General features: G+C 68.9%; 23 protein-coding genes, 1 tRNA gene and 1 pseudogene. 12 read left to right on the plus strand and 13 right to left on the minus strand.

Features of this window, described 5'->3' with window-relative positions; all coding sequences use genetic code 11:
- Nucleotides 1-38 precede the first annotated feature (38 nt).
- Nucleotides 39-764 carry a GAF and ANTAR domain-containing protein gene (locus C1746_RS21935; protein WP_162867438.1) on the minus strand — a complete coding sequence of 242 codons (726 nt, stop codon included), beginning with the start codon at nucleotides 762-764 and terminating at the stop codon, nucleotides 39-41.
- 141 nt (nucleotides 765-905) lie between these two features.
- Here C1746_RS21935 and C1746_RS05985 point away from each other — a divergent pair, with 141 nt between their 5' ends.
- The 5 genes from C1746_RS05985 (at nucleotide 906) to C1746_RS06005 (ending at nucleotide 4,983) form a co-directional block, all read left to right on the plus strand.
- Nucleotides 906-1,367 (plus strand): hypothetical protein, encoded by a 462-nt coding sequence (locus tag C1746_RS05985; RefSeq protein WP_205711731.1) that lies wholly within the window; start codon nucleotides 906-908, stop codon nucleotides 1,365-1,367.
- Between the two features lie 73 nt (nucleotides 1,368-1,440).
- On the plus strand, nucleotides 1,441-2,493 hold the full coding sequence (locus tag C1746_RS05990) for a glycosyltransferase (protein WP_205711732.1): 1,053 nt from the start codon (nucleotides 1,441-1,443) through the stop codon (nucleotides 2,491-2,493).
- Entirely contained in the window at nucleotides 2,490-3,566 is a 1,077-nt protein-coding gene (locus C1746_RS05995; RefSeq protein ID WP_116713742.1) for a glycosyltransferase, read from the plus strand. Before C1746_RS05990 ends, C1746_RS05995 begins: the two co-directional genes overlap by 4 nt.
- Nucleotides 3,567-3,574: 8 nt before the next feature.
- Nucleotides 3,575-4,495 (plus strand): glycosyltransferase family 2 protein, encoded by a 921-nt coding sequence (locus C1746_RS06000; RefSeq protein ID WP_162867439.1) that lies wholly within the window; start codon nucleotides 3,575-3,577, stop codon nucleotides 4,493-4,495.
- 44 nt (nucleotides 4,496-4,539) lie between these two features.
- Nucleotides 4,540-4,983: a PA2169 family four-helix-bundle protein gene (locus tag C1746_RS06005; RefSeq protein WP_116713744.1), complete on the plus strand. Its 444-nt coding sequence runs from the start codon at nucleotides 4,540-4,542 to the stop codon at nucleotides 4,981-4,983.
- A 72-nt stretch (nucleotides 4,984-5,055) separates the two neighbouring features.
- On the opposite strand, the gene C1746_RS06010 is transcribed toward C1746_RS06005, so the two are convergent.
- Entirely contained in the window at nucleotides 5,056-5,748 is a 693-nt protein-coding gene (locus tag C1746_RS06010; protein WP_116713745.1) for an MgtC/SapB family protein, read from the minus strand.
- Between the two features lie 75 nt (nucleotides 5,749-5,823).
- Here C1746_RS06010 and C1746_RS23150 point away from each other — a divergent pair.
- The 3 genes and pseudogenes from C1746_RS23150 to C1746_RS06020 all read left to right on the plus strand — a co-directional run.
- A pseudogene (locus C1746_RS23150) lies at nucleotides 5,824-5,945 on the plus strand (LLM class flavin-dependent oxidoreductase); the annotation flags it as partial.
- Nucleotides 5,946-6,010: 65 nt separating this feature from the next.
- Nucleotides 6,011-6,829 (plus strand): endonuclease/exonuclease/phosphatase family protein, encoded by an 819-nt coding sequence (locus tag C1746_RS06015; RefSeq protein ID WP_116713746.1) that lies wholly within the window; start codon nucleotides 6,011-6,013, stop codon nucleotides 6,827-6,829.
- A gap of 63 nt (nucleotides 6,830-6,892) precedes the next feature.
- Nucleotides 6,893-7,930, plus strand: a complete 1,038-nt coding sequence (locus C1746_RS06020; protein WP_116713747.1) for an LLM class flavin-dependent oxidoreductase — start codon at nucleotides 6,893-6,895, stop codon at nucleotides 7,928-7,930.
- A gap of 16 nt (nucleotides 7,931-7,946) precedes the next feature.
- On the opposite strand, the gene C1746_RS06025 is transcribed toward C1746_RS06020, so the two are convergent.
- A complete protein-coding gene (locus tag C1746_RS06025) occupies nucleotides 7,947-8,486 on the minus strand; it encodes a TetR/AcrR family transcriptional regulator (protein ID WP_116713748.1) in 540 nt (179 codons plus the stop codon).
- Between the two features lie 71 nt (nucleotides 8,487-8,557).
- On the opposite strand from C1746_RS06025, the gene C1746_RS06030 reads away from it, so the two are divergent.
- On the plus strand, nucleotides 8,558-9,010 hold the full coding sequence (locus tag C1746_RS06030; protein ID WP_116713749.1) for a small multi-drug export protein: 453 nt from the start codon (nucleotides 8,558-8,560) through the stop codon (nucleotides 9,008-9,010).
- A 33-nt stretch (nucleotides 9,011-9,043) separates the two neighbouring features.
- Here C1746_RS06030 and C1746_RS06035 read toward each other — a convergent pair whose 3' ends face one another.
- The 4 genes from C1746_RS06035 to C1746_RS06050 all read right to left on the minus strand — a co-directional run bounded on the left by C1746_RS06035 (nucleotide 9,044) and on the right by C1746_RS06050 (nucleotide 11,074).
- Nucleotides 9,044-9,826 carry a nuclear transport factor 2 family protein gene (locus C1746_RS06035; RefSeq protein ID WP_205711733.1) on the minus strand — a complete coding sequence of 261 codons (783 nt, stop codon included), beginning with the start codon at nucleotides 9,824-9,826 and terminating at the stop codon, nucleotides 9,044-9,046.
- 121 nt (nucleotides 9,827-9,947) lie between these two features.
- A complete protein-coding gene (locus C1746_RS06040; protein ID WP_162867440.1) occupies nucleotides 9,948-10,361 on the minus strand; it encodes an Rrf2 family transcriptional regulator in 414 nt (137 codons plus the stop codon).
- Nucleotides 10,362-10,481: 120 nt separating this feature from the next.
- A tRNA-Pro gene (locus C1746_RS06045) sits at nucleotides 10,482-10,555 on the minus strand.
- A 69-nt stretch (nucleotides 10,556-10,624) separates the two neighbouring features.
- Nucleotides 10,625-11,074 (minus strand): MarR family winged helix-turn-helix transcriptional regulator, encoded by a 450-nt coding sequence (locus C1746_RS06050; protein ID WP_116713751.1) that lies wholly within the window; start codon nucleotides 11,072-11,074, stop codon nucleotides 10,625-10,627.
- A gap of 40 nt (nucleotides 11,075-11,114) precedes the next feature.
- On the opposite strand from C1746_RS06050, the gene C1746_RS06055 reads away from it, so the two are divergent.
- Nucleotides 11,115-11,762 carry an NAD(P)-dependent oxidoreductase gene (locus tag C1746_RS06055; RefSeq protein WP_162867441.1) on the plus strand — a complete coding sequence of 216 codons (648 nt, stop codon included), beginning with the start codon at nucleotides 11,115-11,117 and terminating at the stop codon, nucleotides 11,760-11,762.
- A 4-nt stretch (nucleotides 11,763-11,766) separates the two neighbouring features.
- Here C1746_RS06055 and C1746_RS06060 read toward each other — a convergent pair whose 3' ends face one another.
- The 6 genes from C1746_RS06060 to C1746_RS06085 all read right to left on the minus strand — a co-directional run bounded on the left by C1746_RS06060 (nucleotide 11,767) and on the right by C1746_RS06085 (nucleotide 21,737).
- Nucleotides 11,767-13,692, minus strand: coding sequence for a primary-amine oxidase (locus C1746_RS06060; RefSeq protein WP_116713753.1), 1,926 nt, complete (start codon nucleotides 13,690-13,692; stop codon nucleotides 11,767-11,769).
- Nucleotides 13,693-13,793: 101 nt separating this feature from the next.
- Nucleotides 13,794-15,887, minus strand: coding sequence for a cell wall-binding repeat-containing protein (locus C1746_RS06065; RefSeq protein WP_116713754.1), 2,094 nt, complete (start codon nucleotides 15,885-15,887; stop codon nucleotides 13,794-13,796).
- A 260-nt stretch (nucleotides 15,888-16,147) separates the two neighbouring features.
- Entirely contained in the window at nucleotides 16,148-17,065 is a 918-nt protein-coding gene (locus C1746_RS06070) for a metallophosphoesterase (RefSeq protein WP_162867442.1), read from the minus strand.
- Nucleotides 17,066-17,070: 5 nt separating this feature from the next.
- Nucleotides 17,071-19,761, minus strand: coding sequence for a transglycosylase domain-containing protein (locus C1746_RS06075; protein ID WP_116713756.1), 2,691 nt, complete (start codon nucleotides 19,759-19,761; stop codon nucleotides 17,071-17,073).
- 60 nt (nucleotides 19,762-19,821) lie between these two features.
- Nucleotides 19,822-20,931 (minus strand): o-succinylbenzoate synthase, encoded by a 1,110-nt coding sequence (gene menC, locus C1746_RS06080; RefSeq protein ID WP_116715591.1) that lies wholly within the window; start codon nucleotides 20,929-20,931, stop codon nucleotides 19,822-19,824.
- Nucleotides 20,928-21,737, minus strand: coding sequence for a GNAT family N-acetyltransferase (locus C1746_RS06085; RefSeq protein ID WP_116713757.1), 810 nt, complete (start codon nucleotides 21,735-21,737; stop codon nucleotides 20,928-20,930). Before C1746_RS06085 ends, menC begins: the two co-directional genes overlap by 4 nt.
- Before the next feature lie 67 nt (nucleotides 21,738-21,804).
- On the opposite strand from C1746_RS06085, the gene C1746_RS06090 reads away from it, so the two are divergent.
- Together C1746_RS06090 and C1746_RS06095 are read left to right on the plus strand one after the other, a co-directional pair.
- Nucleotides 21,805-22,623, plus strand: coding sequence for a LamB/YcsF family protein (locus C1746_RS06090; protein ID WP_116713758.1), 819 nt, complete (start codon nucleotides 21,805-21,807; stop codon nucleotides 22,621-22,623).
- Nucleotides 22,620-23,270: a 5-oxoprolinase subunit B family protein gene (locus C1746_RS06095; RefSeq protein WP_116713759.1), complete on the plus strand. Its 651-nt coding sequence runs from the start codon at nucleotides 22,620-22,622 to the stop codon at nucleotides 23,268-23,270. Before C1746_RS06090 ends, C1746_RS06095 begins: the two co-directional genes overlap by 4 nt.
- Nucleotides 23,271-23,362: the final 92 nt, after the last annotated feature.

A 23,362-nucleotide genomic window follows, 5' to 3' on the forward strand; every position in this document is an offset into this window, starting at 1 on the left:
GCGACCAAACCGCCGCCCAACGGGGGACGTGCGCCGATCTACGAGCCGTCGTGATCGAGGGCGCTGATCTGCAGAACACCGCCCACGAGTTGTCTCGCCACGTCATCGATGCGAAGCCGATTGGCACGTGCGTAGCGACGGATCAGTTCGAAGGCTTCGGTCGGTTCGATGTGTCGGACTCCGGCCACGTACCCCTTCGCCTGCTCGATCGGGGCGTTGCGATCCATGGCTGCCCGCAGCCGCGAGACCATGTCGGTTGCCTGGTCGATTCTCCGTGCGCTCATCAGATAGGTGGTCGCGATGTTCGCGAACGTGGTGCCGGCGGCGCGCTGCTCCACGCTCACCGAACCCGGTTTGTCCCGGTAGAGGTTCAACGCGCCAAAGGAGTGGTCCTCGATGATCATCGGGAAGCTGTACACGCTGTACATGCCGGCGGCGGCGGCCCGCCTGGCGAACCGGGGGAACCGGTCATCGCCAGTCCGGAGACTGTCGGTGATGACCAGTTCGCCGCTTTGCGCCGCCATGACGCAGGGTCCCTCACCCTCCTCGATCTGGAACTGCTCGATCAGTCGGGTGCGTTCGTCGGAAGAGGAGACGAAGCGCAGCACTCCCTCGTCGTCTGCCAGCATGGCCCCGCAGCCGTCCACCGCGAGTTCCTCGGCGGCGACGACCATCAACTGGTCCAGCTTCTCGATGGCCAGATAGTCCGACGTCATGTCGACGGCGAACGTCTGCAGCGTCTTGATGAGGCGATCGGTCAACATGGCGGGGCAGCAGGCTACCCGCGCGGCTAGCTCGCCTCCAGCTCCACTGGCGGTCGCGATCGCGGCGTTCGGCGTGCGTTGACGTCGTGATGGGTAGGGCACCGCAACCGCTCGCCAACCCGCTGATGAGAGGAAACCATCATGACCGACCATGGCCTGGACCGACGCCCCGACGGGGTCGACGACGAGACCGTCGAGGCGCTCGGCACATTGGGCGAAGCGCTGGAGACCATCGAGCGCGCACGGGGACACCTCTACAGCTTCCACCAGCTCTGTGGGACCGTCGACCTGACGCTCGGCCAGGCGGCCGATCAGCTTCGCGACGCCGGCCATGACGATGCGGCGGACCGTCTCGACCATGACATCGTCGGCCGCAACGTGATCGAGGGCCGCTGGTCCTTCCAGATCGTCGAGGAGTACGACGACCACTACTACTCCGCGGCAATGGATGCCGGGTCCGCCATACGGGAGCGTCTCGCCAATGGTGTCCGACACATCTACGAAGCGGAGATGAAGGCGCGCCGCATCAACGCCTCAGGGCCGCGTCAGCGTGCGACGCCACGACGCTCGCCCGACTCCGGCGGTCGTGATTCGCGACCCTGACAACCGGATAGAACCTTGACACACCAGCCATCCCCCCGCAGGTGCGCCCATCCTCGAGTGAGAGTTGACTGCGGTGAAGATTGCGATGGTGGCCTCGGTGCGCCACGGGCTCCGCGAACCCTTCGCCGGAGGGCTGGAGCGACACACGGCGGACCTCGCTCGTCGGCTTCGGGAAGCCGGCCATGCCGTGACCGTCTTCGCGAGCGGCCAGTCCGACCCCGAGTTGGGTGTCGAGGCAATCTGCGCGGCCGACTCGGAGCTTGACCTGTCGCCGGCGGCGCGCCGTGACGTCTCCATGCTCAGCAAGCGCTTCATGGTGGAGCACGACGCCTATCTCGGACTGATGCTCCGCCTGGCGGAGTCAGACTTCGACGTCATCCACGACAACAGCCTTCACTACCTTCCGCTGTCGATGTCGCGCAGTGTGCCCGCCCCCGTCGTCAAGGTCCTGCACACACCCCCGACCCCGTGGCTCGAGAGCGCGTTGCGCTACCGCGCGCCGACATCGGTCCTGGTCAGCGTCTCGCGCAGCAACGCCGTCCGGTGGTCCACCCCGGTGGACCGGGTGGTGCACAACGGCATCGATCTCGGTGAGTTCGCGCCGTCCGGCGGTGAGATCCGGCCACGTGCCATCTGGTCCGGTCGCATCGTCCCGGAGAAGGGTGCCGCCGTTGCCCTGCGTGCCGCTCATCTGGCCGACATGGACCTGGTGCTGGCCGGCCCGATCTCTGATGAGGGGTACTTCCGTCGCGAGGTCGAACCACTCCTGGATGAGCGTCGCCGTCACCTCGGGCACCTGAGGGCCGCTGCCTTGGTCGCGGAGCTCGCGGCCAGCGCGGTCAGCCTGGTGACGCCCCTTTGGGACGAGCCGTACGGACTGGTCGTCGTCGAGTCGCTGGCGTGTGGGACGCCGGTGGCCGGCATCGCTCGTGGGGCACTGCCCGAACTCCTGACGGCGGACACCGGTGTGATGGCAGAGGCTGCGGACCCGCAGGAGCTGGCGCGCTGCCTGGTGGAGGCGTCGAAACTCGACCGGGCTGCCTGCCGGCAGCGAGCCTGCAGCCTGGCCGACGGCCGCCGCATGGCGGCGCAGTACGTCGAGGTCTACGAGGCGGCCGCAGCATGATCGGCTGGTACGCCCACCACCACGGCCGCGGCCACGTTGCGCGGGCACTGGCTGTCAGCGCCGCCTGCGATGAGCCGCTCACCGTCTTCAGCAGTCGTCCGGCCCTCGGCGTCGTGCCCTTGCCGCTCGATGTCGAGGCCCCGCGGAGTCCCGCGTGTGCCGCTACTCCGACGCCACCCGGTCTGCACTACGCCCCAGTGGGTGTGGCCGGTGTTCGCCGGCGCATGGCGATCATCGCCGCCTGGATCGACGAGGTCGATCCTGACCTGTTCGTGGTGGACGTGTCCGTTGAGGTCGCGCTCCTGGTGCGGCTCCTGGGCGTCCCGAGCGTCGTCCTGCGGCAGCACGGTCGACGGGACGACGAGGCCCACCTGCGCGCCTATCGCAGTGCAACGTCGCTGGTCGCGCCGTATCCCCGATGGCTGGAGGACCCATGGGTCCCCGAGTGGATTCGTGAGAAGACCTACTACAGCGGGGGCTTCAGTCGCTTCGACGGTCGAACTGGCGAACGGGTTGCCGCACGGGCGCGTGTCGGTCTTAAGCCCCACGATCGGGTCGTCGTCGTGCTTCCCGGGGAGGGTGGGGGAGCAGGCGCCTGGCCGGTTGCGACGGCAGCCGCGGCCGCGCCCGCGTGGAACTGGATCGCCCTCGGCAGTGGGTGGGACGGCATAGCCGGCCCCGGCTGGGTCAAGGACCCGTTCGACTGGCTGGTTGCGGCCGACGTCGTTGTCACACACGCGGGCCACAACGCGGTCATGGAGTGCGCCGCCGTGGGTGCCCCGATGGTGGTGATCCCGCAGGACCGTCCATACGACGAGCAGGGCCACAAGGCACACCGACTGGCCGAGCACGGCCTGGCCATCGTCTGCCCCCGATGGCCTGATCCCGCGGCGTGGCCCCTGATACTCGACACCGCCGTGGATGCGCAGGCCGGTGCAGTCGCCCGGGTCGTCGACGGCGGCTCCGAACCGCTGGTCGACGGGAACGGTGCCAGACGGCTGGCTCGGCACCTCCAACGTCTGGCTGCGCAGATGCGCGGCCAGTCGGTGGTGACCGTCAGCACCCAGGACTAGGCGTCGGTGTGACGCGCCACGTTCGACCCTCTGTGGCCGTCTGCACCCTGGTTCGCGGGCGACGTGATCATCTGCGCAACCTGTTGGTCGGACTGACGCGGCAGACACAGCGCCCGGATCTGGTCTGCGTGGCCGTCATGGGTGGTCCCGATCCACGATCTGCCGCGCGCGGCCTGTCACTGCCGATCAGGTGGATCGACGTGCCCATCGAGAAGTCGCCGCTGCCGCTGGCTGCCGCGCGGAACGCGGCGCGCCGGGCAGCAGGCCGGTCCGCCCACCTCGTGTTCCTTGATGTCGACGTCATCCCGGACGTGACACTGGTGGCCGACTACAGCCAGCGGCTGCTGCGCTCCGATGCGCTGTGGAGCGGACATGTCGAGTACCTGCCAGCCATGGATCTGCACGGCTGGAGCTACGCACTGCTGGGAAGGACGGGGCGACCGCATCCCGCCAGAACACGACCGGTCCGAGACGTGCGGATCGAACGTCCCGAGCTGTTCTGGTCACTGTCCTTCGCGCTGCGCAGCGCCACGTACGACCGAATCGGCGGCTTCGACGAGTGCTTCGTCGGCTACGGCGCGGAGGACACGGACTTCGCTCTGCGCGCCGATGCCGCCGGTGTACCCCTGCTCACGACGGGGGACGCCCTTGGCTGGCACCAGCATCACGAGTCGACTGTGCCACCCGTGGAGCACCTCCACGACATCATCGGCAATGCCCACACGTACCGTCGTCGGTGGGGGCGGTGGCCCATGGAGGGCTGGCTGACGGCCTTCGCCGAACTCGGGCTGATCGAGTGGGACCCCGATGGAGCCCAACTGGCGGCGACGTCGGACGCGCGTTCCATGGTTGCTGCCGACGATCGACGTCCCGACGCGCTCGCAGATGATGCTCTTCGTTGCGTTTCATCGACGGGTGGCCTGGGCTAGGACCACGACCTGCCCCGAGTTCATCACACGCAAAGGAGTCAGTCATGAGCACGACCCGTGTGTACAAGGACCTCGTCGAGACGTTGGAGGACGGCCGCAAGGGCTTCGCCGACGGTGCCGACAAGCTACGAGACAGTGGTGAGATGCAGCTTGCCGACCTCTTCGCCGAGATGAGTCAGCAGCGCCAGACGTTCTCCAGTGAGATCCGGGACTTGGCGATGTCTGTGGGCGAGACCATCGACGAAGACGGATCGCTGGGGGGCTCCCTTCACCGGGGCTGGATGACCCTGAAGGATGCCCTGACTGGTAGCGACGCGACAGGCATCCTGAATGCGGCTGAGACCGGAGAGCAGCACGCCCTCTCCGAGTTCGAGGACGCCTTGGGAAACGAGGACCTACCCGCCCAGGCCCGACCGGTCATCCAACGTCAGCTGGACGCGATCAGGCAGTCCCAGACTCGTCTGCAGGGGATGGCCAACGCACGCTGAGTTCCCTGGTCACCCTCGATTGACGGTTGATGGCAGTCCGAGAGGGCTGCCATCAATTGCTCTTGGTGGGTCTTACTCGTCGATGGCGTCGTAAGAGCCGGAAACGACCGCAGCCAGTTGAGCATACGCTGCGTGGTTCAGACGGCTCACCAGCGCAGCAAGCGCGTCAGGTCGTCCGCGAACCGTCACCGAGACCATCAATGGTCCATCGCTGGCCATCGACACGTCGTAGGCGCGAGTTTCCGCGGCACCGGCCTCAAGCTCCTCGCGGAGGGTCGGAAGCGCACCGGGGTCCGAGATGAGGACGTGGAGTGTCGAGTCCTCTCTGACCAGCCGGCCGTACACGCGCGTCCGCAGCCAATCAACCGGTCCAAGCGCTGCGATGGTGACCAGCGTGAGCGCAAGGGCGGCGATCCGGTATCCCATGCCCGCCAGCAGGCCGATCGCCGTCACGGTGAAGGCCGCGACCGCCGTGGTCAGGCCGTGCAGGCGTGAACCGATCGTGAGGATCAGACCACCCCCCAGGAACGACACACCGGCCACGGTGTAGGAGGCAATCCGAGTCGGATCGGCTGACGGGTCGTCTTGCGCGGCGACCACGGACAGCCATCCCAGGGCGCCCGCGGCCGCCCCCAGCAACAGGTGGGTGCGGAAACCCGCCGCCTTGCCCCGAAGCTCGCGGTCCAGTCCGACCGCGCCGGCCAGAGCCGCAGCCAAGAGGATCCGTAGAATCGGTGTCCAGTCGACGGTCGCAGATGCCTCCACGGCACTGACCTTCCCCTAAGTCCGGTGCTCGATACGCCACCGTCGCAGGAGCGCGCCGACCGGCAAGAGACCGAGCTGGTGGTCGCTGAGCAGTACGTTTGCTGGATCCGGGACAACCGAGGTTGATCGACCTGGGGCTCGGCCGCGCGCCGGGCACGGACCCGGTCACCGGCTACGCACGACAGCACGGCGCGGGCGGCGTCAGCCAGGAGTAGCTGCCCCGCTGGCCGACGATGTCGGCCCTTCGTAGGATCAGGCGGTCATGCGTGTCCTGACCTGGAATGTGTGGTGGCGGTTCGGTCCGTGGGAGGAACGCCAGTCGGCGATCCTGAAGACGCTCGCTGATGTCGATGCGGACGTGTGCCTGCTGCAGGAGGTGTGGGCCACCGCCGAGCAGAACCAGGCCGCGTACCTCGCAGACCAACTCGGTCTGCAGTGGGCCTGGTCGGCGTCACCGCTCGGCGGAGACGGGTCCGGCCGAATCGGGCAGGACGGCACTGACATCGGTCTGGCCGTGTTGAGCCGCTGGCCGATCGTGAAGACCGAGGAGCTGCTGCTGAGCCCGACACCCGACGTGGACCACCGCACGCGGACGGTGCTGCACGCGCTCATCGACGCGCCCGACGGTGCCTTACCCGTCTTCACGACCCACCTCGCCTCTGCGCCGTGGGCCTCGGCAGAGCGGTGTGCCCATGTGAGGGAGTTGATGCCGTTCGTCGTCGCACGGTCGCAGGGCCACCAGAGGCGGCCGCTCCTCGCAGGCGACTTCAACGCGCTGCCCGACGCCGACGAGACACGACTGCTGTGCGGGCACCGCACCGCACCGGTCGTACCCGGTGTGACGTTGGTGGACCTCTGGAGCTACGCCGGCGGAGACGCGGACGGCCACACCCTGGTGGGAGCCAACCCCCACGTCCGCGGGCACGGCCACTTCGGGATCCGCATCGACTACCTGCTGCTCGGCATCGGCGCGGGACTGGGCACGACGGGGCGGGTCCTCGACGTGCGGACGGCGGGTGAGGAACCGGTTGACGGGTTGGTGCCATCAGACCACTACGCGGTCGTCGCCGACCTCTCCTGAGCATCTCGGAATCGGGTGTGGCAGTGCCGGAAGATGGGCGCCGGTGAGGGCGTTGCACCGTGCATGCGCCTCTCCGTCCTCGACCTCGTCCCCGTCCGGACCGACCAGACCAGCGGTGACGCCATCTCCGCCGCCCGTCGACTGGCCCAGGCGGCAGAGAAGGCGGGCTACCACCGCTACTGGCTGGCCGAGCACCACAACATGCCGGCGGTGGCCGCCACCAACCCGCCGCTGCTGATCGCCATGATCGCGGCTGCGACGCGCCACATCCGCGTGGGGTCGGGCGGGGTCATGCTGCCCAACCACGCCCCACTGGTGGTCGCCGAGCAGTTCGCACTGCTGGAGGCGGCACACCCCGGGCGGATCGACCTGGGGATCGGCCGCGCGCCGGGCACCGACCCGGTCACCAGCTACGCACTCCGGCATGGCGCGGGCGGCGTGAAACAGGACGCGGTCCAGCGCTTCCCGGCCGACATCGACGACGTCATCGCCATGCTGGGGCCAGAGGGCGTCGGCCTCGACCTCGGCGGTCGGGTGCACGCACTCCGAGCAACGCCGCGGGCTACCTCGCGACCACCCGTGTGGCTGCTGGGTTCATCGGACTACTCGGCCAGGCTCGCAGCCAGCCGCGGGCTGCCCTACGTCTTCGCCCACCACTTCTCGGGCCGGGGCACCGCCGAGGCCATCGCGTTGTACCGCTCGGGCTTCACGCCCTCGGCGCAGCTGGCAGAGCCGCGGACCTTCCTGACGGTGAACGCGGCCGTCGCCCGTGATGCCGATGAAGCAGAGCGGCTGGTCGAGCCGCAACTGCAGGCGATGGTGGCCCTGCGAACGGGCGGGCGGCTGGACCCGCAGCGACTGGTCGAGGAGGCCGAGAAGGAGCCCATCCCGGTTGGCCACCGGGGCCTGGCGGACGCGATTCGCGCCACGTGGGTGGTCGGCAATCCGGAGGGTGCGGCGCAGGAGATCGCCGACCTGGCGTCCACCTACGACGTCGATGAGGTCATGGTCCACCCGGTCGCCGGGGCCTTCGTCGGCACTGAACCCGACACGTCGCCGGCGCGTGAGGAGACCCTGCGGCTGCTGGCTGCCGCGACGTGACGAGGGCGCAGACGGCTCACTCCGGAGGGTCCTCCGAATCGGCACGCCGAGCCAGCTCGACCAGCCGACCGATTACCGCATCACGCCGGTGGTCGTCGAACTGATCGAGGTGAAGGAGGCTGGTCAGCCACAGTGCGTCGGCGGCAAGCCGGACGATGTCGCCCAGCACGGGGTCGGTCAGCCCGTCGGTGACCTGGGCGAGCAGCGCAGCGAAGTCGGCTCGGACATCGGCTCCACGCCTCGGCTGCTCAGCGGCGGCGATCAGGACCGCCGCGTCCATGTCGGTCTGGTCGGCGTCGATGGTTGCGACGTACGCCTCGAGCAGGGTGGCGGCGGGGTTGGCCTCGCGGTAGCCGTCCAGCTGTGATCGCAGGGCGTCGACCCGCTCGGCCGCCATGGCCCAGACCAGGGCGTCCTTGGACGGGAAGTGGTACAGCAAACCGCCCTTCGACACGCCTGCTACCTCTGCCACTGCGTCCAGTGTGAACGCCTTCGAACCCTGATCTCGCACGACCCTGGCAGCGGCGCGCAGGAGGATCTCTCGTGTGTTCGTCACGGAGCTGAACTGTACCGTCCAGACGGTATAGTTACCGTGATGGTTGCCACGACGTCAGATGGTGGGACAGGGTGAGTCGCGCAGAGGTGGGACTCGCGGTGGCCACGTTCCTCGGTGGGGCCCTGCCGTGGCTCGAAGCGGTGGTGGTCATCCCGGCTGGGATCTTGGGCGGGCTCGACCCGGTGGTTGCGGTGGTCTCGGGGGTCAGTGGGAACTTGCTGACCGTGGCGGCTGCTGCCTACGGCGGTGACCGGATCATCGGCGCGTGGCGACGCTGGCGTCGTCGACGGAATCCCGAGGCCGCCCCACCCGACGCTGAGCACCGACCGTCGCGCGCCGAGCGCGTGTTCCGTCGCTACGGCATGCCGGCCTTGGCGCTGCTCGGGCCCATTGCCATCGGCACGCAGCTGTCGGCGATCACGGCCGTCGCGCTCGGGGTGTCGTCAACTCGAGCCTTCGCCTGGGTGGCGGCTGGGACGATCGGGTGGGGTGTGGCAGCAGGCGCGGGGCTCGCCGCGTTCTAGGACGAAGACGACCGACCTTCGGGGGCGAAGCAGTCAGAACTTGCCGTTGGGGTTGGCCCATTCATCGCGGGGTGGGATCGTCTCGATGGCGTCCCAGTGTTCGGCGATCTTCCCGTCAGCGACGCGGAACAGGTCGTAGAACGCCGTGGGAGCGTCACCCACTTTCCCGAGGCTGCCGACCATGACGAAGTCGCCCTGACCCAGGACCAGCTCGATGGTGTCGTAGCTGATCGCCTTGCCGTTCTCTGCCATCGCGGCGAACGCCGGGCCGAGGGAGGAGACCCCGTCGGCGATCTCGGGGTTGTGCTGGATGTACGTGTCACCGTCGAAGTAGCCGGCGAGGGCGTCCATCTTGTTGTTGACGAGCACGTCGGTGACGAAGGCGCGGACGAGGTCCTTGTTCGCATCGGTCTTGTCGAGGTCCGTCGCCTCTGTCGGTCCGTCGGTCATCGTCCGGCCCGACGGGTTCGGGCCTCCCGACGGCTGGTTGTTGTCCCAATGCTCGACGATCTTGCCGTCCTCAAAGCGGAAGATGTCGAACCCCGCACCGGGGCTGCCGAAGTTGTGGACCGCATGCGTGAAGACGTGGGCCCCGTCCCGGAAGGCACGGACAACGTCGTGGGTGGCCCCCGAGGAGGACATGTACCGCTGGAGGCCGAGGAATCCCTCCTTGCCGTCGGGGACGGTCAGGTTGTGCTGGATGTAGGTGTCGTCGTCGATGATCGACGGCGGCCCCTCGGCACCGGTCTCGAGGCTCTTGAGAAGCGCCTTGACCTTCTCGATGGCGTCGTCGGGGGAATGGCTTGAAGCGGTCACGAGTGATGTTCCTTCTCGGTCGGAGTTCGGACGCCAGAATTCCTTCCTGGCAAATTTAAAACCAAACTGATTTGGTATGTATTCCGGCTGAAACAACTTCCTCCCGATTCCCGGCTGCCCGTCATCGCGCCGCGAGGATCTCTTGGAGGACTTGGTGAACGGTGCGCTGAGCGAGCCGCGCCCGTACATCCTCTTCGACCGTGGCGACCACGACGTCGAGCGCGTCGCCGACGCCTCGGCCGACCGCACACGCGGGGTTCGGGGCGTCATGGATGGAGAGGAGGGGATTGGTGGTCACGGCGTCATAGATGTCGGCGAGGCTGATGGCCGTCGCATCGACGAGGAGTTCGGCTCCACCGTTGGCGCCTCGTCGCATGGCGATCAGGTCGGCGTCGCGAAGATCTGCAAGCACGCGGCGGAGGAAGACGGGGCTGGTCCCGACGCTGTCGGCGATCCGTGCAGCGGATACTGGCCCGCCTCCCTCGTAGGTGATGACAGCGAGGGCGTGCACAGCGATGGCGAAGTGGGTGTTCACGGCGGTCCATACCGGTCGGGGTGGCCCTTGATGGTAGGCCGTCCGTACCCCCGGACCTCCACGTCCCTCACGTGGGCTGCCGCGCTGTAGCGCGGCAGGTCTGTGGTCGAGTGATTGGAGTCGGGATGCGGGGATTTGAACCCCGGACCTCCACGTCCCGAACGTGGCGCGCTACCAAGCTGCGCTACATCCCGATGCGGTCCCACGGGTGGGCGTCGCGAGACGACGAGCATAGCCGGCTCTGATCAGCCTGCCGCCATGGCCTATCGCGACCGATCGGGCGTGGGCGAGGGCGTCGGCCCCCACTCGGCCGACAGGGCCTCGGCCAGATCCTGGACGGCGGACTCACCGATTCGCCGCGCGAGCTCCTCCTCGAGTTCGGTGAGGATCGTCCGCGCATCCTTGGCCAGGCGCCGGCCGTCGGCTGTGAGCCGCATGAGACTGCGCCGGCCGTCGCTGGGATCGGGCTCACGCCGCAGGACGCCCAGTTCGACCAGCTGCAGCAGCAGCGTGTGGGCGGACTGGCGAGTGATCCCGAGGCTCCGCGCCACCATCGTCTGCGAGGTCGCACCCTCTGCGGAGAGCAGCGGGAAGACCAGCGACTGATTGCGACTGAGGCGTGGCCACCCGCGTTCCGCGAGGCGCTCCAACAGGGCCGTGTTGAACCACTCGGCAGCGTCGAGAAGTGCAGCAGCCAGCGGGAGGTCGCGCATGTGGTGTCAACCTAGCCGAGCTGACACTATATTTGTCAGTATGACTGACAAACTAACACTGGCCGTCATCGGCGCCACAGGACGAACCGGGGTGCCACTTGTTGCGGCTGCGGTGGATCGCGGCCACACCGTCAAGGCATTGGCGCGCTCGGCACAGAAGGCCAAGACGTTGCTGCACGGCGACGCCACCGTGGTGGTCGGCGATGCACTGGACCCGAGCGCCATCCAAGACGTGGTCCAGGGCGCCAGCGTCGTCATCGACGTATCCGGACCGGTTCGCGGCGGGGCCGAGGACTACCGACGTCGCTCGACGGAGATCCTCCTCGACGCGCTCGATCAGCGGTCAGGTGTTCGACTGGTCCACCTCACAGGTGCCGGCGTCCGACGTCCTGGGGATGAGCCGGGCTTCCTCGACCGCGCCGTCCGCGGAATCATGGGCATCGTCGCCCGCTCCCTCCTGGCGGACTCGACGGCCGCGGTGGAGCGCATTGACGCCGCAACCGTCCCGAGCCTGGTCGTCCGCGCCCCCCGGCTGACCGACGGCGAGCGGGTCGGGCAGGTCAAGGTGGCGCCGGCAGTGGGTCCCGAATCGGGTCTGCAGATCTCCCGGAGCGACTTGGCCGAGGGGCTGTTGGACCTGGTCGAAGAGCCCTCGTGGCCGACCGGCTCACCGGTGTTGTCCTCGTGAGGACTCAGTGACAGGTCGTCGAGCCCGATCCGGCCGGTAGGTCCATGGCCGCGCTCCGGTCGAAGAAGCCTGACGGGCGCAACGTGAACCCGATGCTCGCCACCGGCATGACGGGCCAGTCCTCCAGGCTCGGGAGGTGGTTGTGGCCCATGACGTACCAGACCACGACGTCGGTCGACTCCACCGACCGGTCGGCGGCTGTCCACGCCTCCAACCCCTCCCCACCCGCGCTCTGGTTGGGGTAGTTGCCCGCCGGATACCGCTCGTCGGCGTCATACGGCGTCACCCACAGGTGTTGCCACATGTAACCGGCTCGCTTGCGGATGGAGGAGTCCTCGGTCGCAAACGGCAGGATGTTCTCACCGGGAATGAGCTTGAACCCCGTCGGAGTCCCCATCCGGTTGGTCTGCGCCGCCGACTCGATACGCCAGTACCGCCCAGCGAACGGGTCGATCCGCCGCTGCGCCTGCTGCTCGGTTGCCAGCACGGTCCGCTCGCCGTAGAACGCGTTGCCCCAGGGGTTCTCCTCAGGCGGTGCCGGTCTGGTGTTCACCTCGACGACGGTGTTGGCGGTGCCGTCGATCTCGGTGTCCAGCCGCACGCAGAAGAAGTGCTGGTGGTTGGGTGCGTAGACCAGGTCGCTCAGCTTCGTCCCGTAGCGGGTGTCCTCCCCATGATCCAGACCACCGGTGGAGAGGATCCCGGTCAGCTTGACCTCGTACTCGATCCGGCCGTCCTGGTACAGGTACCAGTACATGGCGTACTCGTAGTTGCCGACCGTGGCGATGAAGCTGATCACGAGTCGGCGGAGGCGACGGACCTCCACCTCCTCGGTCCGGAAGTCGGTGTGCTTCCACGAGATGCCGAAGTCCTCCTCGTGGATGCAGATCGCCTGAGGGATCTGGTAGATCTCGCCGGAGGCGGTCGCGACGTGGGCGTCCAGGTACTGGATCTCGCCCAGGCAGTCGCACCCGAGCTCGAGCGGATTGGCCAACATCCCGACGCCGTACTCGCCGACGTCGAAGGCGTTCTTGCGGGCCTGGGTGTCGGAGGGGTCACCGTACGGGACGGTCATCTCGGCCAGGGACGCCCGGTAGATGATCGGGCGGGTCTCACCGGCGTCGTCGTAGCTGATCTGGTTAAGGATCAGTCCCTCGCGGTGCGACCACCCGATCCGGACCGACCACTTCTGCCAGGTCAACCGGTCGCCCTCAAGCGTGAAGCTCGGCCCCTCGGGCTGGACGATGTCGAGGGGCTTGATGCTGTTGCGCGGCTGGTCCATCAGGCTGCTGGACCACTCGTGGGTGGTGCCGGCCGAGGGGACCGGCAGGACCCGCTGATCCTCGATTCGGATGATCTCCATGGTGGCGAGGTCGAGGATGACGATCAGCCCGTCGATGGGGCGGGCGTACTGGTTGTCGCCGGGCTGCTCGTGCACCCACACCAGTGCTCGGATGATGCGGTTGCTGGTCTCCGCCTCGTCGCCGTAGTTGCCGGCGGACCAAGGGTCGATGCAGACCAGCGACATGTCGGTGATGCCGCGCTTGGCCATCGCTGCCTGGAAGTCCGGGTCGTTCTGGATGGCCTCCTCCGCCTCGAAGAACTCATCCAGGATCACCGAGGGCTGCGCACCCTCGATGACGGTCCACTGGTCGATCTCCTCGCGGGTGAGGGAGACGACGACCTCCACGGCCGCGCCGATCTGGTTGTCGAGGAGGATCACCTCGGCGGCCCGGTCGACCGGGTCACCGTCGGAGAATCCGAGGACCTCGACCTTCGGCGGCTCGCGCAGGTCGACGCGGGCGAAGCGCGTGCGGTCGCCGAAGCGGTCATCGGCCTTGACGATGGCGACGGCGGCCAGGGTCTCCTGCTCGCTCAACCGGTCGAGCGGATGGGTGGCGGTTGTTGGCGGGGCGGCGGTGTCGGTCATCACAGCTCCTCGAGGGGTCGGCGCCGGAGAGATCTCGAACCTCCCCCCGCCAGCGGCTCCTGTCAACCCATCATCGGAGGAGACGGGGCGCGATCATCCCCCTACGACTCGTCGTCAGCGACCCGCACCGATCCGGCGACCCAGGTGCGGTCCCCGTCGCCGTCGACGTTGCACCGGTCCGGCTGGACATCGTTGAGCCCTCCGCCCATCGACACACGATCGTCCTGATCGGCCACGACGGCGCCGTCCTCGTCCAGGATCTCGAAGCCGTCGTCGGTGAAGAGGACCGCGTACTTCGGGGGCCAGATGATCGCTTGTGCCTCGCCCTGCTCCTCGTACCAGACGCAGCCGCCGTCGAGGTCGGGGTCAGCGACGAGTTGGACGTCAGCAAGCAGGGCGAGTTGCCCATTGCGGATCTCCGTGGACGGTAGCGCGATCGCACCCTCGACCCCGCCGCCCGGCGGCTCCGACCGGCCGGGGCCGTCGAGCACGGAGATGCAGATCTGATCGGCGCCGTACTGCCCAGCCAGGTAGTCGCGGGCGACGTCGTCAGGCGCCACGACGTCGATGGCGATTCGGTTCTCGATCACGTCGATCCCGTGGCCGGCCACGATGGCGTCCTCCCCAGGTCGGTCGGGCAGGACGATCCGGCTTCGGATGGCGGCCAGCAGGGCCAGGCTGTTGTCGACCTCTCGGGTGGCCAACGGCGCGTCCGGGCCAGCCAACTCGCGCAGTGCCGCGAGATGCCGGTCGGCGTCCTCGGTGAACAGGACGGTGAAGAGACCACCCGCACGCTGGTCGAGGTAGGCACCGGCGTAGGTGTCTGGGGCCTCTCGCGCCGCGTACTCGAGCACGATGGGCCCGACGGTGAGTGCCACCTCGTTGCGGGCGAAGATGTCATCGATCTCCTCGCGGGTGGCCGGAAAGCCGAACTTGGTCTCGGCCGTCGCCGGGTCGGCCAACAGCCGCTCGACCGTGTCGACGTCCGATGGCAGTCCACGCTCGGCGCGAGCCACCTGGGCCTGCGCCACGACCGGATCCTCGGACAGCGGACCGTCGATGGAGGGCGGTGGCTCTATCATTCCGCACTCGACCAGCCCACCAGCGGAGGGAGGACTCCCAGGCGTCGGGTTGGCCCCCTGCCGGAGGATCCCCAGGGTCCGGAGGATGGCATCGGTGATCACAGCAGTCCCCCCGGCCACGCGGATCGAGTCGACCTCGGGGAGCAGCCCGGCGACTGCCTCGTACTCCAACTGGCCGCCGCCGAAGGCCAGACCGTCGACCAGCAGCAGGCCCCCACCCTCGGCCGCGGCTGCCGGGCCAGCGGCGAGTGCATCGGCGACGGACCGACCGGTCGCGACCCAGACCGTGTCGAACTGGTCCCGATCAGGTTCGGCCCGGTCCGCGGCCAGGACGGCCTGGGAGGTGGCGTAGCGATCCTGGCCAGCCAGACGCTCGACGAGGGCGACCGTCCCCTCCACCTCGGCCACGACGGACCGGCTGACGACCGCCTCACCCCCCACCACGATCACGCGCTCGGGCCTCAAGTCGGTCAGCGCCTGCCGGGTGACCTCCGGCAGGTCGTCCGTGGCCGTGAGCAGGATCGGCGCTCCGGTCCGCGCTGCCAGGGCACTGGCGGCAACCGCGTCTGCGAAGGCCGTCTCGGCCTCACCGGTCCCACGAACGAGGATGGCGTCACCGCCCGCTGGACTCGCCAGCGAGGCGGCGACCTGTGCCGCCGTGTCGAACCGCGACGCTCCCGCGATCCGTCGGACCGCCAGCCCCTGGTCCTCCAACTGCTCAACCGTCTGCGGGGACACCGCCTGCTCGCCCCCGACCACGACGGCATCCGATGCCCCCAGTCGGCGGATCTCCGCCAGCGTCGCTGAAGACAGCCCCTCCTGCCCGGCCAGTAGGACCGGTGCGTCTTCAGCGGCCGCCAGGGGACTGGCGGTGAGCGCGTCAGGTGGCAGATCGCCGCGAACCACCACGACCGTCTCGGCGGTGTCCCGGACGGCGGCGCTGATGGAAACCGCGGTGCTCTCGCGACCCTCACCGGCGACGCGCTCGACGTCGGCCGAGGCCGTCGCGCGCTCGGGCCCACTGGCATGGGCCGCGGGAGCGAGCAGCGGCACCACCAGCCCCAGCACGACGACGATGAGCGAGATCCGGACACGGGCGGGGCAGAGGGTCACGGTGAGTGAGACGTCGGCAACGCCCCGAGTGTTCCGAACGATTCTCGGCAGCGCCCGCTACGAGGAAGTCCACGATCGTGCAGAAACGGGCCCATATGTGGGTTCGGCCCCGATCGTGCCGAATCCGTCGCGGGCACAGTGTCCACGATCGTGCAATACCGGCTGTATGTGTGGGTTAAGCCCCGATCGTGCGGAATCCCACGCTCAACGGCCCCCCGCGCCCAGACAGACGCCCGACCGCCGACGCCCCGAACCTCGCCCTAGACCCGCGGCACCAGGTCCAGCACCGACACCTCGGGGCGACAGGCGAAGCGGATCGGGTAGTAGACGCTGTGGCCCAGGCCAGCGCTCACGTGCAGCGGCATCCGCCCGCCGACCAGCGACGTCCCCTTGGCATTCCGTGGCGGGAGGTCGCAGTTCGACACCAACGCTCCCCACCCCGGTACCGCGAGCTGCCCCCCATGGGTGTGACCCGCCAGCGTCAGGTCGAACCCCTCCGACTCGAACCGGCGCAGCACCCGGCGGTAGGGCGCGTGGACCAACCCCAGCCGGAGCACGGCCGCCGGGTCCGGCACCAACGCCGAGATCACGCGGACGTCGTCCCGCTGGATGTGCGGATCGTCGATCCCGACGACCTCGACCACCCCCGCCGGCGTGTCCACCCGCACACACGCGTTCTCGAGCACCGACCAGCCCGCCCCGAGCAGGCCCGCCACCAACGAGGCGGTGTCCAGCGGCCGCCCGCCCGGCCCGCTGCTCGGCTCCTTCAGATAGTTGGCTGGGTTGGCCCGACGCGGCGCATACCGGTCGTGCGCCCCCAGGATCGCCACCCCCGGGGCACCGGTCGACGCCAGGACGTCCCGGTGCACCTCCACGACCGGCTCGATCGCCCGAGCGTGCTCGAGGTTGTCCCCGCCGGAGACGATCAGGTCCGGCTGAGCCTCCTCCGCCACCCGGCGCAGGTAGTCCAGCCGGTGATCCTGACCGGGCGCGAAGTGGAGGTCGGAGAACAGCAGCATCCGCAGCCGGCCGGCGCCATCACGCCCGGTCCCACGCAGCACCCGCAGGGTCTCGTCACGACGCGCGTACCAGCGCCGCTCGATCAGCGACCCGTAGGCCACACACGCGGCACCAGCCGCCACCACCCCACCGGCGAGGCGGGGCAGACCTTCGACCAACGGACCTACCCGTCCGGGTCGACGACCGGCTCGGGAGGTTCGGCGGGGTCGGGCTCGCCGCCGTCGGGGGCCTCCTCACCCGGTCCACCGTCCGGCGGTGGTGGCTGCGGCAGCTCGCCCCCATCCACCGGATCCGGCTCCTCGCCGCCGTCTCCACCGTCGTCGGTCGGCTGAGGATCGGGCAGGTCGGTTGCCCCGGGGCTCACCAGCGGCTCGGGCGGCTCAGAGCCGTCGGGTTCCTCGGACGGCTCCTCGGACGCTGCCTCCTCCTCCGTCTGCTCCCGACCGACGACCAACGTCAGCTGGCCCGTCTCGCCGTCGATCCGGGCGTCGATGACGACACCGATCAGGTCGGGATCGGAGACACCCTGCTCGACCAGGATCGGATCGAGGCCGGCGTTGAGCGCGACCTGGGTCGCCTCCTCGATGCCGAGGCCCACCACCTCGGGCACTTCGGGTGGCGCACCCGTTCCGTCGGAGATGTTGAGGACCACCAGCGTCCCGCGAGGCGCCTCACTGCCTCCGCTGGGGCTCTGCGCCACCACGGTCCCCTCCGGCCGGTAATCGGCGACGACGACGCTCTCGGCGGAGAACTCCGCATCGGCCAGCGTCGCGATGGCCTGCTCCTCCATCATCCCGACGACTGACGGCACACGGTCGGACGGGAGCCGTGGCGGCGGCGGGAAGTCCGCCACCTCGAGGTTGCGGTACTCGATGGCGTTGACCATGAAGTTGCGCCAGATGATGGTCGGCAGACACCCACCGGTGACGTTGCCACAGCGGGAGTCCCGCATCGTCGAGGGGGTCTCGTTACCCACCCAGACGGCGGTCGACATCTGCGGGACGTAGCCCACGAACCAGGCATCGCGCCAGTCCTGGGTCGTCCCGGTCTTCCCTGCCGCCGGACGACCGATCTGCCCGTTGCGCGATGCCGTCCCGTTCTCGATCGGGCCGCGCAGCAACGAGGTGGCCGCGGCCGCGTGCTCCGGCGAGATGACCTGCTCGCAGCGATCGCCGCCGCGATAGATCTCGTTGCCATCGGCGTCCTCGATCGACTGGATGGCGAACGGCTCGCAGCGGATCCCGTCGTTGGCCATGGTCCCGAAGCCGGAGGCCATGTCCAGCGGGTAGACCTCCGACGCACCCAGCACGGTCGCGCAGATGCTCGGATCCAGTTCGGTGTTGCGGATCCCCATCCGCGTGGCGGTGTCGGCCAGACCCTGCGGGCCGGTGAAGCGGTCCACTAGGTGGGCGAAGTAGACGTTGGAGGAGATGGCGGTTGCCCGCGCCATGTTCATCGTCCCGCCGGAGCCGTCGGAGTAGTTGCCGGGGTTCCAGCCGGAGTTCGCGCACTGCCCCGTCGGGTTGTACGGCGAGGGAGTGTCGATGGTGTAGGCCGGGGTGACCCCCGCTTCCAGTGCCGCGACGATCTCGAAGGCCTTGAACGACGAGCCGGGCTGGCGTCCGAACGAGGAGCCGACGCCCGGAACAGCCGGGAGCACCTCGGTCTGGCCGGGCCCCGAGCCGAACTCCTTCGGTCCGAAGCCGATGGCCAGGATCTGCCCGGTCTGAGGATCGATCGACGTCAGCGCCGACTGCGGCCCGTCGGGGTTGCTCAGCACCTCGGTGATCGCGTTCTGCGCGATCTCCTGCAGCGCCGGGTCGACGGTCGTGTTGATCGTCAGACCACCCTCGAGCACCAGCCGCTCCCGCGCCTCGGCGTCCACCCCCAGTTCGGGGATCTCGCGCAGCAGCGTGCGGATGTAGTTGACGAAGAACGGCTGCTCGGCCTCCGCGATCGGCTGGATGTTCAGGCCCAGGATGTCCCGGATCTGGTCATCGGTCGCCTCTGCCGGCGCCCCGACCACAACCGCCAGCGCCTCGTCCTCGGTGATGAACTCGGCGCTCACCATCTGCTGGATGACGATGTTGCGACGCTCCAGCGCCGCCCGCGGATCGTTCAGCGGGTCGTTGGCGTTGGGTGCCCGCAGCATCCCGGCCAACATGGCGGCCTCGTCGATCGTGAGCTGTGAGATGTCCTTGCCGAAGTAGAACTCCGCCGCCGCCCCGAAGCCGTACACCTGGTTGCCCAGGTAGGCCTCGTTCATGTAGATCTCAAGGATCTCGTCCTTGGTGGCGTTCTGCTCCAGCTCGATGGCGTAGACGGCCTCGGCCATCTTCCGCTCGATCGTGGTCTCGGCCTGGCCGGTGATGTTCTTGATCAGCTGCTGGGTGATCGTCGAGGCACCGGACTCGATGTCGCCAGCCCGGATGTTGCCGAGTGCGGCACGTCCGATCGCGCGCCAGTTGACGCCCTGATGGTTGCGGAACTCCTGGTCCTCCGTGGCCAGCACGGCGTTCTGGACGTGGAGGGGGATCTCCTCGATCGTGACGTTGACGCGGTTCACCGCTCGCAGGACCGCTAGCTCGTCGCCGTTCGCGTCCAGGATGACCGAGCGCTCGGGGGCGCGATACCCCTCCAGGATGTCGCCGATCGGCGGGAAGTCGAAGACCTCGGTGTTGACTCGGTTGGTGATGTGCGCCAGCGGCTGGACGGTTGGTACCAGCCCAGCACCGAATGCCGTTCCAGCGCCGATGATCAGGAGCGGGACCAGCAGGATGGCCAGCAGCAGCCGCAGCAGGACGTGCGGGTCGGAGTAGCTCGGCTGCTGCAATGGCAGAGAGGGAGAAGCCATGACGGACCTTGAGTCTATGAGCGTTGGGGTGCTGACTCATCGCGCGCGGCCATTGACCGGTCAGGCAGCCACGGTCACTGTCTCCACGGTTGCCGCCCGGACCGCGTCCACATCGAGCTCGAAGCCCATGCCGGGGCGGGTGGGGACCCTCAGGTGCCCGTCGACCATGACCCTTGGATCGGTGACGATGTCGGTGGCGAAGAATCGATCGAAGGCGGAGTTGTCCCCGACCAGCGTGAAGCCGTCCAGCGCGGCCAGGGCGGTGTTGGCAGCCCGTCCGATGCCGCTCTCGACCATGCCGCCGCACCACACGGGGACCCCGCGTGCCCGGCACAGATCGTGCATCTCGACGGCCTCCAGGAACCCGCCGACCCGACCCGGCTTGATGTTGATGATGTCGACCGCGTCGGCGCGGATGGCGTCGGCGACGACGGCGGTCGAGGTGGCCGACTCGTCCAGGCAAAGCGGCGTCGTGATCGCCGTGCGCAGGTCGGCGTTGGCCAGCAGGAACTCCTCGGGGAAGGGCTGCTCGATCAACAGCAGATCGAACGGGTCGAGGGCCTGCAGCGGTGTGATGTCGGTGGGTGCGTAGGCCGCGTTGGCGTCGACCTGCAGTGGCACGTCTGCGCCGAAGGTCTGCCGGACCGCTCGGACGGGCTCGATGTCCCAGCCGGGCTGGATCTTGAGCTTGATGCGCTGGTAGCCCTGGTCCAGATACGCCTCGACCGCCGCAAGCAACTCGGGGATGGAGGGGAAGATCCCCACCGACACGCCGCAGGGCACGCGGTCGCGCGACACACCCAGGTACGCGGCGAACGATCGACCCTCGGCCGTGAGTTCGGCGTCGAGGATCGCGGCTTCCAGGGCCGCCTTGGCCATCGGGTGGCCGTGGATGGGCCCCAGGAGGGGCCGGACGTCCTCGGCCCGGAGCTGCGGTGCGGCGAACAGTCGGGGGGCCAGGTGCGCGCTGATCAGCGGGATGACCAGGTCGGTGGACTCCGAGGAGTACAGGGGCCAGGGCATCGTCACGCACTCACCCCAGCCCTCTCCGGCGTCCGTGATGGCCCGCACGAGGACGATGTCGCGGACGGTCTGGGTGCCGAACGACGTCTGGAACGGGGCGATCAGGGGGAGCTGGACGCGTCGCAGTTCGAGCCCCTGGAGGATCACAGGACCGGACCGGCCCACCGCAGGTAGTACGTCGCCTCACGGTCGAACCGGCAGACGCGGTAGCCCGCCGCGATGGCCGGCGCCAACGACTCGCGGACAGCGATCCGCCACTGGAGCGCGGTCGCCATGTCCGTGCGGCGCAGCGCTTCGATGTCATGCGGCAGCTGGACGGCGAGCTGGACACCGGTGGTCCGAGCTGACGGTCGCGGCACCGCACCCAGGCTGATCGGACGGCCATCGGAGGAGCGCCGCAGCAGCCACTTCAGCCCCGTCTCGTCGTCAGCCTCCCGACAGTCGGTCGTCTCGTCCAGCAGCGAGCCCGTCGGCCACCAGACCTTGAGCCGGTCCGTGCGGTCGCCCTGGTTCAGACCATCGCTCATCTCGCCGTAGTGATCGGTGGAGTACTCCGGGATCTGGACGCCAAGACGGGTGATGTTGAACCAGGCGTTGCGGGCCACCAGGGGGTCCATCGTCCAGGTGACCGCGACGATGCCTCGGGCGCCGCCCCAGGCCCGTTGATGCCGCTTGAGAGCGGTCCCGATGCCGATGCCAGGCGTGAGTACCCCCGTGACGTGGCTGTGCAGGGTCGGCACCTCATGCCCGCCCTCGAAGCCGACACCGCGGAAGGCGACGGAGGCGCCGACCATCTCCCCGTCCGCAAAGGCGCCGGCCACGTACCCGCCGGCCTGCTGGATGGCACGGGTCAGGTTCGGCGGCATCAGTCCAGGGGCGGACCAGACGCGATCGATCAGTTCCGAGGCGGCGGCGATGGCCGGCATGTCGTCCAGCACGCGGATCTCGGGCACTGCACCATGATGGCGTTCGCCGTCGGAGGGTGCGACCGCTGTGTCCCACCCGATACCGTTCAGGCTGATGACGGTACGTCGCATCGACCTCAACGCCGACCTCGGTGAGGACGTCGGACCCGGCGCCATGGCTGGCGACGCGGCGATCCTCCAGATCGTCTCCAGCGCCAACGTGGCCTGTGGCGGACATGCTGGCGACAGCGAGACCATGTTCAAGACGGTGTCGTTGGCGGCCGCGGAGGGTGTGCAGGTGGGCGCGCACCCGGGATACGTCGACCGTGAGGGCTTCGGGCGCCGCGTGATCCCGATGAGCCTTGACGAGCTCGGCCGGATGATCGCGGCGCAGGTGGGTTCGCTCCAGGCCATCGCTGCGCTGGCCGGTGCCCAGGTGAGCTACGTCAAGGCCCACGGCGCCCTGGCCAACCTGGCGGCCCGAGAGCGGGAGGTGGCGGACCGGCTGGTCAGCACCGTTCGCCAGATCGACCCGGAGCTGGCTGTCCTGGCCATCTCGGGAACCCAGATCGAGCGGGCGGCCCGAGCGCTCGACGTGCCGGTCTTCAGCGAGGTCTTCGCCGACCGCGGGTACCTGGCCAACGGGCAGTTGGTGCCCCGCGGCGAGGACGGGGACCTGATCCACGATCCGGGCGTGGCAGTCGAGCGCATGCGGGCATTCCTGGAGAGCGGGCACATGCCCGTCGTCGACGGTGATCCGATCCCGCTGCAGGCGCACTCGATCTGCGTGCACGGCGACACGCCGGGTGCGGTGGAGCTGGCTCGCCAACTTCGAACCGGCCTCGAGCGGGCGGGGGTCGAGGTCGTCGGGTTCGGCGACGATGCGCGGGCCAGTGGCGGGTCCGATGACCCCAGGGTCCCCGCCGTCGAGTGAGTGCCTGGCCCCGGTTCACCCCGGTTGCGGACCACGCGCTGCTGGTGGAGTTCGCCAGCCAGATCGCTCCGCACGCCCACGAGGCAGTGCTGACGCTGGACCGTGCGCTGATGGCCACGAGCATCCCGGGCCTGGTCGAGGTCGTCCCCGCCTTCGTCAGCCTGCTGGTCGACTTCGACCCGCTCGTCACCGATCACGTCGCGGTCGAGTCAGGGGTGCGAGCGGCGCTGGAGGGGGATATGCCGTCGCCGCCCGAGCCGGCTGAGCACGTCGTCCAGGCGAGCTTCGGCCCAGACGAGGGCCCGGACCTGGCCGCGGTCGCCGCCTCGGCGGAACTTCCCGAGCAGCGGGTGGTGGAGTTGTTCCTCGCCGGCAGCTACCGGGTCGCGATGTACGGCTTCGCGCCGGGCTACGCCTACCTCATGGGGGTCGACGAGCAGATCCAGGTTCCGCGCAAGGCCGAGCCCGTCCGGGACGTCCCGGCCGGCAGCATCATCATCGCCGGGCCCCAGTGCCTGGTGACCACGGTCCGCATGCCGACCGGCTGGTCCATCATCGGGCGGTCCCCGACGAGGATCCTCCGTCCCGACTCCGACCGCCCCTTCCTCTTCGACCCCGGCGACCGGGTGCGGTTCACGCGCGTGTAGGGGACCGGGCGCGGTTCACCCGCGTGGAGGGGACCGGGCAGGTCGGGGCAGGTCTTGGGTGGGCGCCCGCACGCGGTGGGTGGACCTCGGCC

This window comes from Euzebya tangerina (assembly GCF_003074135.1).
Taxonomy (GTDB): Bacteria; Actinomycetota; Nitriliruptoria; order Euzebyales; family Euzebyaceae; genus Euzebya; species Euzebya tangerina.

What these genes read in the sequence shown, in the direction of transcription:
- C1746_RS06050 (WP_116713751.1), bottom strand. Translation starts at nt 11,074, where the DNA reads ATGCGCGACCTCCCGCTGGCTGCTGCACTTCTCGACGCTGCCGAGTGG.
- C1746_RS06015 (WP_116713746.1), top strand. Translation starts at nt 6,011, where the DNA reads ATGCGTGTCCTGACCTGGAATGTGTGGTGGCGGTTCGGTCCGTGGGAG.
- C1746_RS06075 (WP_116713756.1), bottom strand. Translation starts at nt 19,761, where the DNA reads ATGGCTTCTCCCTCTCTGCCATTGCAGCAGCCGAGCTACTCCGACCCG.
- C1746_RS06090 (WP_116713758.1), top strand. Translation starts at nt 21,805, where the DNA reads ATGACGGTACGTCGCATCGACCTCAACGCCGACCTCGGTGAGGACGTC.
- C1746_RS06060 (WP_116713753.1), bottom strand. Translation starts at nt 13,692, where the DNA reads ATGACCGACACCGCCGCCCCGCCAACAACCGCCACCCATCCGCTCGAC.
- C1746_RS06005 (WP_116713744.1), top strand. Translation starts at nt 4,540, where the DNA reads ATGAGCACGACCCGTGTGTACAAGGACCTCGTCGAGACGTTGGAGGAC.
- C1746_RS05985 (WP_205711731.1), top strand. Translation starts at nt 906, where the DNA reads ATGACCGACCATGGCCTGGACCGACGCCCCGACGGGGTCGACGACGAG.
- C1746_RS05995 (WP_116713742.1), top strand. Translation starts at nt 2,490, where the DNA reads ATGATCGGCTGGTACGCCCACCACCACGGCCGCGGCCACGTTGCGCGG.
- C1746_RS06020 (WP_116713747.1), top strand. Translation starts at nt 6,893, where the DNA reads ATGCGCCTCTCCGTCCTCGACCTCGTCCCCGTCCGGACCGACCAGACC.
- C1746_RS06055 (WP_162867441.1), top strand. Translation starts at nt 11,115, where the DNA reads ATGACTGACAAACTAACACTGGCCGTCATCGGCGCCACAGGACGAACC.
- C1746_RS21935 (WP_162867438.1), bottom strand. Translation starts at nt 764, where the DNA reads ATGTTGACCGATCGCCTCATCAAGACGCTGCAGACGTTCGCCGTCGAC.